Source organism: Methylophaga thiooxydans DMS010 (assembly GCF_000156355.1).
Taxonomy (GTDB): Bacteria; Pseudomonadota; Gammaproteobacteria; order Nitrosococcales; family Methylophagaceae; genus Methylophaga; species Methylophaga thiooxydans.
This window is the reverse complement of record NZ_GG657883.1, coordinates 21,304-35,492: the sequence shown is the minus strand read 5'-3', so window position 1 is coordinate 35,492 and position 14,189 is coordinate 21,304. Positions and strand designations below refer to the sequence as shown.

General features: G+C 47.0%; 15 protein-coding genes. All 15 read right to left on the bottom strand.

What is annotated here, in order from left to right; translation table 11 throughout:
- Positions 1–190 precede the first annotated feature (190 nt).
- The 15 genes from MDMS009_RS00410 to MDMS009_RS00340 all read right to left on the bottom strand — a co-directional run bounded on the left by MDMS009_RS00410 (position 191) and on the right by MDMS009_RS00340 (position 14,177).
- Positions 191–1,654 carry an APC family permease gene (locus MDMS009_RS00410; RefSeq protein ID WP_008290064.1) on the bottom strand — a complete coding sequence of 488 codons (1,464 nt, stop codon included), beginning with the start codon at positions 1,652–1,654 and terminating at the stop codon, positions 191–193.
- Between the two features lie 223 nt (positions 1,655–1,877).
- Entirely contained in the window at positions 1,878–2,171 is a 294-nt protein-coding gene (locus MDMS009_RS00405; protein ID WP_008290030.1) for a hypothetical protein, read from the bottom strand.
- Positions 2,158–2,829, bottom strand: coding sequence for a hypothetical protein (locus MDMS009_RS00400; protein WP_008289876.1), 672 nt, complete (start codon positions 2,827–2,829; stop codon positions 2,158–2,160). Before MDMS009_RS00400 ends, MDMS009_RS00405 begins: the two co-directional genes overlap by 14 nt.
- 104 nt (positions 2,830–2,933) lie before the next feature.
- The gene (locus tag MDMS009_RS00395; protein ID WP_008290081.1) at positions 2,934–3,362 is read right to left on the bottom strand and encodes a universal stress protein; all 429 of its coding nucleotides are present in this window, start codon (positions 3,360–3,362) and stop codon (positions 2,934–2,936) included.
- Between the two features lie 14 nt (positions 3,363–3,376).
- The gene (locus tag MDMS009_RS00390) at positions 3,377–4,777 is read right to left on the bottom strand and encodes an APC family permease (protein ID WP_202811593.1); all 1,401 of its coding nucleotides are present in this window, start codon (positions 4,775–4,777) and stop codon (positions 3,377–3,379) included.
- On the bottom strand, positions 4,774–4,953 hold the full coding sequence (locus MDMS009_RS00385; RefSeq protein ID WP_008289944.1) for a hypothetical protein: 180 nt from the start codon (positions 4,951–4,953) through the stop codon (positions 4,774–4,776). Before MDMS009_RS00385 ends, MDMS009_RS00390 begins: the two co-directional genes overlap by 4 nt.
- Positions 4,950–5,360, bottom strand: a complete 411-nt coding sequence (locus MDMS009_RS00380; protein ID WP_008289869.1) for a hypothetical protein — start codon at positions 5,358–5,360, stop codon at positions 4,950–4,952. The genes MDMS009_RS00385 and MDMS009_RS00380 overlap by 4 nt, the downstream gene beginning before the upstream one ends.
- Before the next feature lie 32 nt (positions 5,361–5,392).
- Positions 5,393–5,683 carry a hypothetical protein gene (locus MDMS009_RS00375; protein ID WP_008289982.1) on the bottom strand — a complete coding sequence of 97 codons (291 nt, stop codon included), beginning with the start codon at positions 5,681–5,683 and terminating at the stop codon, positions 5,393–5,395.
- 190 nt (positions 5,684–5,873) lie between these two features.
- Positions 5,874–7,205, bottom strand: a complete 1,332-nt coding sequence (locus MDMS009_RS00370; protein WP_008290041.1) for an FMN-binding glutamate synthase family protein — start codon at positions 7,203–7,205, stop codon at positions 5,874–5,876.
- Between the two features lie 25 nt (positions 7,206–7,230).
- A complete protein-coding gene (locus MDMS009_RS00365) occupies positions 7,231–7,968 on the bottom strand; it encodes a GltB/FmdC/FwdC-like GXGXG domain-containing protein (RefSeq protein ID WP_043887674.1) in 738 nt (245 codons plus the stop codon).
- Positions 7,969–7,993: 25 nt separating this feature from the next.
- Positions 7,994–8,890, bottom strand: a complete 897-nt coding sequence (locus MDMS009_RS00360; RefSeq protein WP_008289909.1) for a class II glutamine amidotransferase — start codon at positions 8,888–8,890, stop codon at positions 7,994–7,996.
- A 34-nt stretch (positions 8,891–8,924) separates the two neighbouring features.
- A complete protein-coding gene (gene glnT / locus MDMS009_RS00355) occupies positions 8,925–10,295 on the bottom strand; it encodes a type III glutamate--ammonia ligase (RefSeq protein ID WP_008290059.1) in 1,371 nt (456 codons plus the stop codon).
- 41 nt (positions 10,296–10,336) lie between these two features.
- Positions 10,337–11,005: a hypothetical protein gene (locus MDMS009_RS00350; RefSeq protein ID WP_008289874.1), complete on the bottom strand. Its 669-nt coding sequence runs from the start codon at positions 11,003–11,005 to the stop codon at positions 10,337–10,339.
- Positions 11,006–11,007: 2 nt separating this feature from the next.
- Positions 11,008–13,917 carry an FAD-dependent oxidoreductase gene (locus tag MDMS009_RS00345; protein WP_008289965.1) on the bottom strand — a complete coding sequence of 970 codons (2,910 nt, stop codon included), beginning with the start codon at positions 13,915–13,917 and terminating at the stop codon, positions 11,008–11,010.
- Positions 13,914–14,177 (bottom strand): sarcosine oxidase subunit delta, encoded by a 264-nt coding sequence (locus tag MDMS009_RS00340; protein ID WP_008289948.1) that lies wholly within the window; start codon positions 14,175–14,177, stop codon positions 13,914–13,916. The genes MDMS009_RS00345 and MDMS009_RS00340 overlap by 4 nt, the downstream gene beginning before the upstream one ends.
- Between the last annotated feature and the right edge of the window lie 12 nt (positions 14,178–14,189).

Below are 14,189 nucleotides of genomic sequence, written 5' to 3'. Positions count from 1 at the left end.
GCTCAGTGCGACACTAGCGCTAGTTGAATGTGCGCCGTCTTCACTTTCCCATGCCATAGCAGATCCTGAAGCCATCAAACCTGTTAAAGCTACTAATGAGATAATCTTTTTCATTTTGTTTCCTCTACATTTTCGTTATAAAAAATAATGTGAGGCGGCCTATTAAGCCGCCTCGGTAGTTAAAATGATTTTATTTGCTAGCCGCAGTACTGATAGAGGCTGCATTCGAATGGCGCTCGTGCTGACTATAAAGCCAGATTGGCAGGAATGCAGACAGTACGATGAAACCAATCCAGGTTGAGGTCCAGCCTACTTCCAGGCTGTTCAGATAGACCACACCGATCAAGCACAATGGGATATTGAACAAGCCAAACAGCATTGCAATATTTTTCCAGCCTACTGGCGCCTTGAAAGGTCTATCCAAATTGGCAAAACGTGCATCTTTTTTAGCCTTAACGTAGGCAAAAAGACTGATACCGTTAGCACAGGTGTAGCCAATCGCAGAAGCTGCCAGAATCGCAGCCGGCGTACCCATAGAAATCAACACCAAGTTGAATAAGCCAATCACAATCATCGCCAAGATTGGTGTGCCATGATTGTTAACTTTACTCAGCACTTTAGGCAGGTTGCCTTCCATCGCCATTGAGTGCATCGCACGAGAAGAACCCAAGTAAGCAGTCTGGATAATCAAGATCATCGCAGCAATCAGCATCACAATGGCAATCACAGAACCTGACTCACCAAAAGCAGCCTTGGCCACAGGAATCATTGGAGAAAGAGGTTCAGCAAGTACACCTTCTACACCAAGTACGCCGATGACAGCAGATTGCACCAATACGAATGTCAGTAAGCAAATGGCACCACAAACAAACAAGGCTTTAGGTACATCTTTGCCTGGTTTTTTGTATTCAGGACCATAGATTGCTGCCGTTTCCCAGGCACACGCACTCCACTGAGCAATCGCAAACAAACCAAACAGAATCAGAATATGATGCATATCCCATGACCAGTCTGTTGGTAACCATTGAGATGTGATGTTGCTAAGCTCAACTGAGCCGGTAGCAAAGGGTACTGCTGTCATGACTACTAAGGGCACAATTGACACTGCAGCCAGGATATAACCCAACATCGCACCATCTTTAAGGCCAAAATAGTTCACCACAATTAAAGCGGTAAAAATCACAACACCAGACAGTAACGACAATTGATATTCAGTGAACATCTCGCCCAGTCCGGGGAACAGCCCCTGTAGGTAACTGCCCACCAGTATGGCAAAAATAGCTAAAACGGGATTCCACGCAAACCAGTAGCTCCAGGCACTGAATCCACCGATTAACTTACCTTTGTCATACTTTCCTTGGTAGTTGTCACTTGTAAATACATGTTGAGCAAAGCCAGGTAAGCCAGACGCTTTAGGAAAGGTCGTTGCCATCTCGGCATAGGCTATATTCTGGAAAAACCCTTGCACAACGGATAATCCCCATATGAGAATCGCTGCAGCCGCTACCCACAACGGGAAATACCCAAGCGAGGGAAGGATTAGTAATGGCACCCCGGATGCAATGGCCAGCCCTTGTTTCCAATCAATAGAACGTTCAAGGGATTCATGGTCATGCACTGAGCTGCCTGAATTATTCAGGTTATTGTCACTCATAGTCACATCTCCACCTACATCAAGCATGGCTTGATTTCGGAACTGTTGTTTTCACCTCTGAAAATCGCATGCGATCTCCAACTCAAAGACTTCCAAAAAAAGCCTGAATTGAAAGTAGCCTTTTTCTTTGATCTTGATAATTCTCTTCTGTGAGTACTCCATAGGGAGTATTAAAAAAACGAGTAAAAACAGTACTTAATCGCAAATAAAGCGTTATTTATTTTTAAATTAAAGCTGAATATTTATAAACTTGGTAACGAACTTTTGCCCATAAATAGGCATCCATCACCGATAAAGCATAAATAAAAATGCCGCCAGCAAATTGACCTAACACTGACACATCGGGACTGGCAAGCTGAAAGGTAACCACCCCCAGCACTAACATAAAAAACACCATGGTTAAGCCACGCATGGGAGCGTTGTTTAACACCTGCCCTACTCCCGGCAAGATAATGGCGACCAGCAGCACCAGATACGGGTGCCACGGTTGTGGTTGTTTAGCTTCAAGCTGACTCATTTTGGTATCCTCCTGCAAGACTGCTGACTAGGTGGCGTAACTGGTGAGTCAAAGCCGCAATTTCATCTGAATCGATGGGACTCTGATCAAACTCAATCGAACGCAACAACAAATAGTGCCCCCTATCGGCCTGCCTGATTAAATAGGTCAAACGGACAGTTTCAGGTGTCACAACCAGCTCTTTGGTACGTTCATCGGCAAATAGCGTTCGCACATCGGCATCGATTTTTGACAGTTCTGGTGGGGCTCCGTTACTCATATAGCGGGCATGATGAGGCCAGCCTGATAAAGGCGTCACAGTCTCATTCCAATTCCACGAAGGACTATAAACATCATTAATTTGAGGGCGAACCAGAATATCGAGACTGCCTCCGTGCTTGTCCTCACGCGGCATCGCGATATGTAACCACATCACCGGAATCTTACGTGCAGTCAAGTTATCAACCTCGAGTCTGAGACTGATAGAGGAACCACTAAAGTCACCTTTAATGGCGGCATACCCCGCCCTGTCATAATGGGTTTCGTTAATGGTCATGACCTTATTACAGTCACTCAATAATGCCGCTCGAGATTGCGACACTTGGTTATCGTGCTTCTTATACAGCCACCACAACACCACACTAAAAAAAATAGCTAAAGACACAACAAGTTCAGGCATAGCGACCTCCACTGCTGTTAATCAGATCACACATGGGCATTTCCTTTTTGTCAGAAAAAAATCCCCGCAGCCTTAAAAGAAAGACCGCGGGGTGACCGTGATGCTTACCGCACTACCGTTACTGGACAGTGCGCTTTGCTGATCACTTGCTCAGCAATGGAGCCAAGCAAGACCTTGGAAAGCCCGGTGCGACCAACTGACCCCACCACGACATAATCGTGATGGTTGTTTTCGGCATAATCAATAATTGCCTTAGCAATGTTGTGTCCGGGGACTGTGGTACAAAAAACAGGCTCTAAGCCACGTTGATGCGCCGTTTCTATTGCCTCATGTAACTCCATCTGAACTTGCTCTTCAGCGGCTTTCAGCATGCTCGAGTTCCAGAAACGAGCATGTGAGACATCATCAGTAGTTGGCATCACGACATGGATAAAGGTCAACTCGGCATCTGCCAGTTTTGCCAATTCCACCGCATGAACCACTGCCTTTTGGGCACTATGTGAGCCATCGGTTGCACATAAAATTTTGTTCATTTTGCATCCCCCCCTTAATAACCTTTCGGCCGTGGCCATGGCATGGTGAACTGATCACCTCGTTTGACGAACTGATAACGACGCATAACAAACCACACCGAAGCGACGATGTAGAACGCCATGATCGAAAGCAACGACGCGCCATAACCAAGGAAAGTAGCAAAATAAACCACCGAACAAAGCCCCAATAGAGTCAATGCCGGAATAGGATGGAACGGATGAATATAGCCTCGTTTGATCACATCAAGTGGCCACATTTTGCGGAACTTGATCATATTGATCGACATAAAGGTATAGCCCAGCAGACCAGACAAAATAGAGAAGGTAATGACCTGATCTAACAACCCGGTAAAGGCAAACGACACCGCAATCGGAATCAAAAAGATAATAGCTCTGAACGGTGTCCGGTAATGGGGATGAATCGCGCCAAACCACGTTGGCATATAACGATCTCGCCCCATAGAGAACCAAGCCCTTGCCGCATCATTGATACAGCCATTAGCAGAAGCAATTGCTGCGAACATAGTGCCGATAAACAATACGACCTGTAATGATGGGTTACCGATAATGGATGCCGCATCATATAAAGGCGTGGTTGCTTGTCCCAGATACTGCCATGGCATCAGACCGGTCGAGATATACCAGGTCAGTGTTGCTGCCACCAGCAAGGTCAAAATACCGCCAATGGTGCCTAGCGGAATAGCACGACCTGCGCTACGCACTTCTTCTGCTGCCTGACAGGTGCCTTCAATACCCAGGTAATACCACATGCCAAACTGCAACGAGGCCACCACCCCTATCCAGCCATAAGGCAATTCGGTGAGCAAATCGCTATGCTTTAGCACACTCCCCGGATTGAGTGGGTCGGTACCAATAAACAAAGCAATAATCGCCAAAAAGGCAAATAAGGTAATGACGAAATTCACCGTCAGCGTCATAAACACGCCGCGGTAATTCAACCATGCCAAAAAGGCGATTGTCAGCACCACAAAGGGTTGCGGGTTTAAACCTTCATAGCCCGTTGCTGCTGCCACCGCTGACATCAAGTCACCAACTATTAAGGCATCAGCTGCTTCCAGCATGGTATACGCCATCACCAAATACAGCCCCACATTGAAGGCCATCAATGGCCCGATAATATGTTTGGCCTGTGTGTATTGACCACCGGCTGCTGCCACGGTTGAGGTGACTTCGGAATCTATCATGGCAACACAGCTGTATAGCAAACCAATTACCCAGCAGGCAATTAATGCACCATACGCGCCGCCCTTGGCGACAGAAAAGTTCCAGCCCATAAATTCACCGACTAGAACGATACCGACACCTAGTGCCCAGACATGAAACGGGTTGAGCACTTTCAGCATCGAAATGCTCTGTTGCTGTCCCGCAGTTGAGGTAGACGTAGAATTACTCATTTGCCTTCCTCCTCATGCTGGATCTGTTCCATAAACTCATCAGCACCTTCGCGCGAACTGACAAGTAGCTCTTCATCAAACTGACGCGACACACTAATGGCATCGGCCAGAATCCACAGTAATAACAACCCGGCAATAATCCAGGCTGCATAACTTAATAATTCCCAGTAAATCATCGTGTTGCCTCCTTATCTGATTGTGTATCACCATGACCAAATTTTTCGTCTATCACTTCGCGGTACTGTTTTTGGGACACACGCAAAACGAAAAAGAAGTAGCCGATAATGACCAATGCCGTGATCACAAGCATCACCGGATTAATGGTGTAATCAAATTTGTCGTTGATAATCTCAGCAGCGGCTGTTTCATCGAAACCCAGCTTTTGCCACTGTTCTTGCTCAACGGTGGAGACATCTAGAGATTCCCAGGTATGAGCCTGAGTTAAGACAGTTTCATCGACAGATTTCGTATCTGATTCGAGAAACAAGGGGATATAGAGACTGACATAAACGAGTACAAGAACAAACAAACTATCAAACAACTGACCACGTTTATGCTGAATCTTGGGTATATAGTTGGACATAGCACATCCTCATTAATTGACTCTTACATAGTTTATTTTTTGGCCGCTCGATTTTCGTCGAGATGCTTAATATCCAGGCCGTATATAAAGTCCTTGTCTTCTGCGTAATGTTTGGTCATTGAACCAACTGAAGCAGTATTGAAAAGAACTAATAAAGCACTGGAAACAATCAGAACCGTCCTAACGATCGGATCATCAACAATGTTCAAGATACTAATGAGGACGAAGCCTATAGCGAGCCAGATCAAAATAATATCTGACCAAGCCATAAAACAATCCCGTAAATACATACTGTGTATGCGTTTTTTTAAATTATTATTCATGGTTTTATTCCTCTCTTTTAAAAATTAAATGAACTACACACAATCCTCCTTGGGATAATAAAAAAACAAAAAAATAAGGCTGATGCCACGCGGATGAAACGCACTTAATTTGACGGGGTAAGGATCGCTTAAGTAAGTCTTATCTTTGCAGCACCAGCCCTATCTCGATCGCTCGTACAAAAAAGCTTTCTTAGAAAGGTTGCTGACCCGGAATCCAGCTCGTTCCAGCTAATGGAACACGCGCCATGGCCGCTGACTCAACCGTCAGTGCAACCAAATCTTCTGGTTCAAGGTTACGCAGGTCGTTCTTACCACAGGCACGTGCCAGGGTTTGTGCTTCCAGCGTCAACACTCGCAGATAGTTCGCCAGACGACGACCACCCTCAATCGGATCAAAACGCTTCATTAGCTCAGGATCCTGAGTTGAGATACCTGCTGGATCACGACCTTCATGCCAGTCATCGTAGGAACCCGCTGTAGAACCCAGTTTTTGGTACTCTTCTTCCCATTTCGGATCGTTATCACCTAATGCGACCATTGCAGCAGTACCAATGGCTACCGCATCAGCGCCCAACGCCATACACTTGGCAACATCAGCACCGTTACGGATACCACCGGAAACAATCAGCTGAACCTTACGGTGCATGCCCATTTCCTGCAGCGCCTGCACGGCTTGAGGAATCGCAGCCATTGTCGGGATACCAACATGCTCGATAAACACATCCTGAGTAGCGGCTGTACCACCTTGCATACCATCAACAACGATAACGTCAGCACCCGCTTTAACCGCCAGCTTCACATCATAGTAAGTACGGGTTGCACCCACTTTGATATAGATAGGCACTTGCCAATCAGTGATTTCACGCAGTTCCTTGATTTTGATTTCAAGGTCATCCGGTCCGGTCCAGTCTGGATGACGACACGCAGAACGTTGGTCCACGCCCTTTGGCAAGGTACGCATTTGGGCAACACGGTCAGTGATTTTCTGACCCAGCAACATACCGCCACCGCCTGGTTTAGCACCTTGACCCAATACAACCTCAATCGCATCGGCTTTACGCAGATCATCGGGATTCATACCGTAACGTGAAGGCAGATACTGATAGACCAGTTTAGTAGACTGACCACGTTCTTCCGGTGTCATACCACCGTCACCGGTTGTGGTTGACGTGCCCACTGCGGATGCGCCACGACCTAGTGCTTCTTTCGCATAGGCTGACAAGGCGCCGAAGCTCATACCAGCGATCGTGACCGGAATTTCAAGCTCAATCGGGTTCTTAGCAAAACGGTTACCCAGCGTTACCGAGGTATTACATTTTTCACGATACCCTTCCAGTGGGTAACGCGACATGCTCGCGCCCAGGAACAGTAAATCATCAAAATGTGGCAACTTACGCTTAGCGCCGGCGCCACGAATATCATAGATACCGGTGTCCGCAGCACGACGGATTTCAGACATCGTCGAACGGTCAAATGTCGCTGACTCACGCGGTTCAGTCATGTATTTTCTTTTTTCACTCATTTCTATTTCCTCGCAATATCAGCAATTAATAAGCACCAGCATTATCAACTTTGAAGGTGTATAGCTGTCTGGCAGAGCCGTAACGTGTGAAGTCTCTCGGATCTTGATCCGTTACACCGGCACGTTCAAACAATTCAGTCAGTTCCTCGATGTGCTCTGCACGCATTTCTTTTTCAATGCAGTCCGCACCCAGGGATTTAACCGAACCTTTGACATAGATGTGTGCTTCGTAAAGCGAATCACCTAAAGCTTCTCCGGCATCCCCACACACAGCCAGTACGCCAGCCTGCCCCATGAAACAGCTCATGTGTCCGACACTGCCTTTGACGAGGATATCGACACCTTTCATCGAAATACCGCAACGTGAACCGGCATCACCTTCGATGACCAGCAAGCCACCGTGGGCGGTTGCTGCAGCTGCAGAAGAGGCATTACCTTTGACACGCACAAGGCCTGACATCATGTTTTCAGCCACGCCCTGACCGGTATGGCCGTGAATAGTGACTTCGGCTTCCTTGTTCATGCCGGCACAGTAGTAGCCAGCAGGACCACGGATATCTATTTTCAGCTTCTGATCAATGCCGACAGCAATGTTGTGATGACCTTTCGGGTTCAGCACTTCCCATTCCTGGATGTTCATTTCATCATGTTGATCATGCAGCGCCTGGTTCAGATCACGTACAGTGCTTTTTGCCAGGTCTACCGTGCCGACACCGGCCACGGTCTCAATCGCAGTCGTTTCTGCTAAGTTGTTCGTACTCATTTCATTTCTCCTAATGCACCAATACTTAGTTACGTTCCCAGACGTAAATTTTTGAAGGTTCTGGTTCCCAGACCTTGGCATCTTCAATACCTGGCAATGTGGTTAATGCTTGGTACTCAGAAGCCATGGCAACATAGTCGTCAGTTTCAGCAATCACAGCCGGTTTACACGCAATCGGGTCACGCACTACGGCAAAGCCGTCTTTGGTACCGATGGTTAAGGTGTAAAAGCCATCCAGTGTTTTTAATGCATTCTCCAGTGCTTCATTCAGAGAATCACCTTGCTGCAAACGATAAGTCAGGTAGCCTGCTGCTACTTCTGTGTCGTTTTCAGTATCGAACTCGATACCGACACGCTTTAGTTCCTGACGCAGACGGTTGTGGTTAGAAAAAGAACCGTTGTGCACCAAGCACAGATCCAGACCGGTTGAGAATGGATGACTACCCGCCATGGTGACAGCAGATTCCGTCGCCATACGCGTATGGCCGATGATGTGACTGCCTTTCATTTCGCTCAGTTTGAACATCTCAACGATACGTTCTGGCAGACCCACTTCCTTAAGGATTTCAATTGATTTACCTGAGCTCATCACCAAAACATCGTCATGGTTTTGCTCCAGGTAGTCTTCAACTGTTTCAGCATCCGTTTCGACTTTAAATACCGCTACTTTGCTGTTTTGAAACCAATCTACTTTGGTGCTGAGCTTAGATTTGATATCTTTCGCCAACGCGGCCCAGTCATAGTTTTCGTCTTCATGACGCAAAGTCAGTTTGACACCCTCATCAACCGCATCGCCATAGACAGCGAAACCGGCACTATCAGGACCACGTTCAGTCATAGCAATCAACATAGGCGTAAATAACTGACCAAGTTGACTCTCGTATTTATCGTTTTTCAGATAAAGTCCAACGATTCCACACATAAGATTTCTCCTAACAAATTCCTAAAAAGGATTTTTAATAAAATTCGACGTAACGTTCGATTTCCCAGTCAGAGACATGACGCATGTACTCCACCCATTCCATGTGTTTCAATTCCAGAAACTCTTTGGCAAGTCCTTCACCCAAGGCCCCTTTTACGACCTCATCTTTCTCCAGTTCCAGCAATGCTTCATGCAGGTTCTGTGGCAGAATGCCGATACCGTTTTCTTCTAACTCGGCTGGTGACATGTCATAAAGATTAGTGTCATGACCTTTGCCTGGATGTAATTCACGTTCCACACCATCGAGACCAGCAGCAATGGCTGCAGCCGCGGTCAGGTAGGGGTTACAGGTGCCATCCGGTAGGCGTAATTCAATACGACCATAAGGAATACGAACCATGGTTGAACGATTGTTATTACCGTATGAAATGTAAGCTGGTGCCCACGTAGCGCCCGATAATGATCGACCAACCACCAGACGTTTGTATGAGTTAACGGTAGGTGCTGCAATGGCTGTCAATGCAGGAGCATGCTCCAGGATGCCTGCCATAAAGTGATAGGCGAGCTTGGATAAGCCATGACCCGTTGGGTCACTGTCATCATGGAACAGACTCTTTTCACCATCACCGATCGACATATGCATATGCATGCCATTACCCGGACGGTTGCTGAAAGGTTTCGACATAAATGAACAAATCATGCCCATTTCGTTAGCAATTTCGCTGGCACCCATTTTGAACAGGATGTAATCATCAGCACTTTTCATTGCATCAGCGTAGGTATAGTTGATTTCAAACTGACCGTTAGCGTCTTCATGATCGATCTGATAGATATCCAGGCCGACTTGAATTAACGACTCTGTCATCTTCTCCAGATATTCGCCCTGACGCTTGATACCTTTGTAGTCATAACACGGTTTTTGCAGTGTATCGGTCGATTCCCAAGGCTCAATTTTGCCAGTCACATCGTCTTTTTTAAGCAACGAAAACTCAGGTTCCAAACCGGTATAAAGAATCCAGCCCTTCTCATCCAGACGCTTAATCTGTTTCTGCAAAACAACACGGCTGTCATGGTCATAAGGTTTACCATTAACATGGCCATTGCAGATAATTCGGGCATAACCGGGTTGCCATGGCAGCAGCGTCAGTGTGCTCAAATCGCCAACCGCCATATAGTCGGGACCATTGGGTGCAATACCCATTCCCCAAATCGCACCGCCGGCAAAACCAGCACCCGTCGTTAAAATAGACTCTAGATGAGCTGCTGGAACAGATTTCACCTTGGCAACGCCGTGAATATCGACAAACTGTGCCAATACGTACTTCACATCATTGTCTTTTAGAAACTTCTTAGCTTCTTCAAGTTGAGCAGATTCGAGTAGCGAATCATTGTGTTCGTATTTCATGAGCTTTTCCTTCTGTTTAAAGTGAACAGCACTTGGTAGGGTTAATTAATCTTGTAATAGAAATTGAAACCCACAGGACCACCACCCAACTCTTCGATGATGCCAAGCAAGGTTTTCCACATATACGGTCCATAGGTTCCGTCACACCAAATCCGGTAAACAGATTGGCCATTTAGCTCCTGCTTCAGCATCGTTGCCGAGACACCGGCGATGACGGTCATTACAAGGCGATTATCTTCAAGTGCATCACCGTTAAGGTCGATTGCACACACTTCAGAAAATAATGCTGGTGTCAGCTCACCGCTGACGATAAAAGCAGCGTCATTTCGAATGACTTTGTGTACACCACTTTCATTTACATTGGCCTCGCTCAACGTCTGGCATAAACCGTTTTCTGGCTGATCTTCCAGCAAAAATTCGGTATTACCCAAGCGCATCACAAGACTGCCACTGTCGAGTTTTGTCCAACGGTTAGTACCCGCTGGCAAAGTAATATTTGAGGCTGTCAGCCAGTCAGCAGCATGTGGACCTTTAACACCGAAACGACTGAGATTGCTAACATCACAAATCCCCAATGTTTCGCTGTGTGCGGCTTCCACAGAGGCATCGGCAAAACTCAACGCGATTTCCATGCCGTTGACTTGACCGTTAACTGGCTTTTTTGACGCCTGAGCAAAGGCAACAGGACTTTTTAATACAACGTCTTGCATGATTACGCTCCTTTACTCTCTAAAAGGTGGAAAAACGGTGCTTGTGTGACAGTTGCCGGCACCATGGCACCAGAATCTGTCCGCACCTGAAAACGACTGCCTGATTTACTCTGCTCCGGTGAAACAAAGGCAAAGCCAATGATCCGGTTCAGGTAGTTACTGTGAGAAATACTGGTAACGCGGCCTTTGATATCGCCATTTTCAATCACGAGATTGCATTCTTTTGGCAATTCACCGGTAAAGCCGTTATCCAATACAAACGTCACCAGTTTTTTGTTCAATGGTTTCTTTTCGATAATTTTCAAACTGCGTTGACCGATAAAGAAATCTTTATCCATCGCGACCAGTGATTCAGAGTGCGCTTCAAATGGATTGGTTAAACCATCGGTATCGTGGCTAACCAAATGGTGTCCCATTTCCAAACGCAGTAAACGTTGGGCATCAGTACCAAAGGCACGAATACCAACCTGTTTACCCGCCGCCATCAGCGCTTGCCAGACATGCATGCCAGCTTTGTAAGGCACATGAATTTCAAAGGCCAGGTCTGAGACAAAACTGACACGCATTACACGCGCATCAATACCGGCAACCTGCCCTTCTTTATATGCCCCATCTGGTAAGCCTTGCGCTGATACATCAATATCGATCAAGGTCTCAACCACAGACCGTGATGCCGGTCCCGCCACAGTCATCGCGGCCATAGCACCGGTCAGATTGACCAAAGTGACTTGCATTCCCCATAACTGGATATTGCGTTGCATTTCACGATAAACCGTGGCGGCATTAGATGAGTTGGTAGAGACATAAAACTTGTCTTCAGCCATTCTCACAGCGACACCGTCATCCACCATGACACCGGCTTCATCCAGTAACATTGCAATGCGACTGCCGCCTACTTTCTGCCCGGCAAACTTGCCCGTGTAGAAACGTTCAAGGAAAGCAGCAGCATCCTGACCAAACACTTCGATTTTGCCTAAAGTGCTGCCATCAATCATGCCAACGCTCTGGCGCACCGCCATGGCTTCTTCTTGCACCGCATCTGATGCAGAGAGGTGCGATCCGGCAGGCACATAATAAGCAGGACGCATCCAAACACCGGCTTCCATCATCACGCCGCCGTTATCGACATGCCACTGATGCATTGCCGTATAGCGATGCGGATGAAAACTACGACCACCCAAATGCCCGATAGGGGTCGGATGAAAGAACGGACGCGCCGTCGTGGTACCAATCTTCTCAACAGGGAGCTGACGAATACGAGCCAGAATACGTATCGCATTCATATTCGAATGTTTACCCTGACTAGGGCCCATGCCTACCGTCGTAAAGCGTTTCATCAACTCAATATTGTCGAAACCCTCTTTAGCGGCATTGATGAAATCCTTGACTTGAATATCTTCGTCGAAATCAACAAAGTTCTTGCCTTTCGGATGATTCACTATTGGGTAAGGGTGGCTTGGTGACGCCATTTCCGGATTGGTAACGGTAATCAGTTCGCTAGCGTTACCAAGATAATTTGAGGCTTCAACCGCAGCGCGTTGACCATCTAATAGACGCGCTTTGAGATCAAACACACCATTTACTTTACCGGCAGCGAACACGCCTTCAGGTAATTGATCTGGCACAAACTGTTGAACGTCGTAATCGAAGCGCATTTTAGTGCCAGCTTGATACAACAATGCAGCAGCAGGCGCCCAGCCAGCACTCATGGCGACACCATCACAACTCAGTCTGACAGCACTACGCGGATCAGCTTCAGCCGTATCTTCATTGTAATGACAGACAACCACTTCTTTAACGGCCATTTTGTTGCTGGCAGGTACGACTTCATAAATGCAACTGCCTTTATGTACCGCAATGCCTTTTTCGGTCACTTTTTCCGCTAAATCGCGCTTAGCACCATCACGACGCATATCAATCACAGCGACGACTTCGATGCCGACTGCTGCCATATCTAACGCTGTGCGATAACCATGATCATTCGCTGTCACCACCACACCTTTTTGGAAAGGCTTAACCGCATATCGGTTGATCAAGCGCTGCGTCGCTGAGCCCAACATTACCCCTGGCAAATCGTTGTAACGAAATACAGGGGGTTGTTCGAAAACGCCACTGGCTACAATGACGGTTTTAGCGCGAACTTTGGTAATGCCATCCACACCCACAATCGGTACTAAATGATCGGTGTAATAACCACCCGCATAGGCACCCGTAATCAAACGGATATTCGCGTTTGATGTGACTTCATCAAGCAGATTGTTGAGCGTATCGGCTGTCGTTTGGTCACCCGCAAAGTCATAAGTCAGACTTCCGCCAGCCTGCTTGTTTTCATCCACCAAGATGACGTTAAGGCCTTGCTTGGCTGCAGCAACGGCTGCAGATAAACCTGATGCGCCCGCCCCCACAATCAACACATCGCAATGCGCATAGCGTTTTGGTTTAAGAATACGGGGATAGTTAAAGTTAACTTTTCCTAAGCCCGCTGCCTTACGGATTTTATCTTCCCAGAAGGGAAATAAACTTTTGGGTTTATAAAAGGTTTTGTAATAAAAACCCACTGGTAGGAACGGTGATAATTTGTCGATGTACTTATTTCTGTCTTTAACCACACCGCCATCAGTATTGACCGCAGATAGCGCCATCCCCTGACTGACAGGCCAGACATCAGCTCGAATATTAGTATCTTCACCATCTGTCATTAAGGCATTGACGTCATGGTTGGCAAAGCTCAATAGTCCTCTGGCACGGTGATATTTAAAACTACGACCCAGCACTCTGATGCCAGCAGCCCATAAGGCACTACTGATGGTGTCGCCTTCGTAACCATTAACAACCTGACCTTCGTATTCGAATGTCAGCGGCTTGTCGCGGTTTATCCACTCGCCTCTTTTCTTTGCAATACGACCGGTCATTTTGCTTCCTCCTGACCTGCAATGTAGGTTCGGCTGATTTTGTCTGTCATCGTGTCTCGTTCGGCGATAAACCAAGTGCCGCTCGGGCCGTGGTACCACCACTCTTTTTTCAGGCCGGGCGCACCATTTCTGTAATGCACGTAGGCGGCCCACTCTTTATCTGTACAGGTATCAGGATCGGGCATGTCGCGATATTCACCACCGTAGGTGAACTCACTCATCGGTCTGATTCCATTAATTGGGCAATCAAGTAATTTCATAGTCAGACTCTC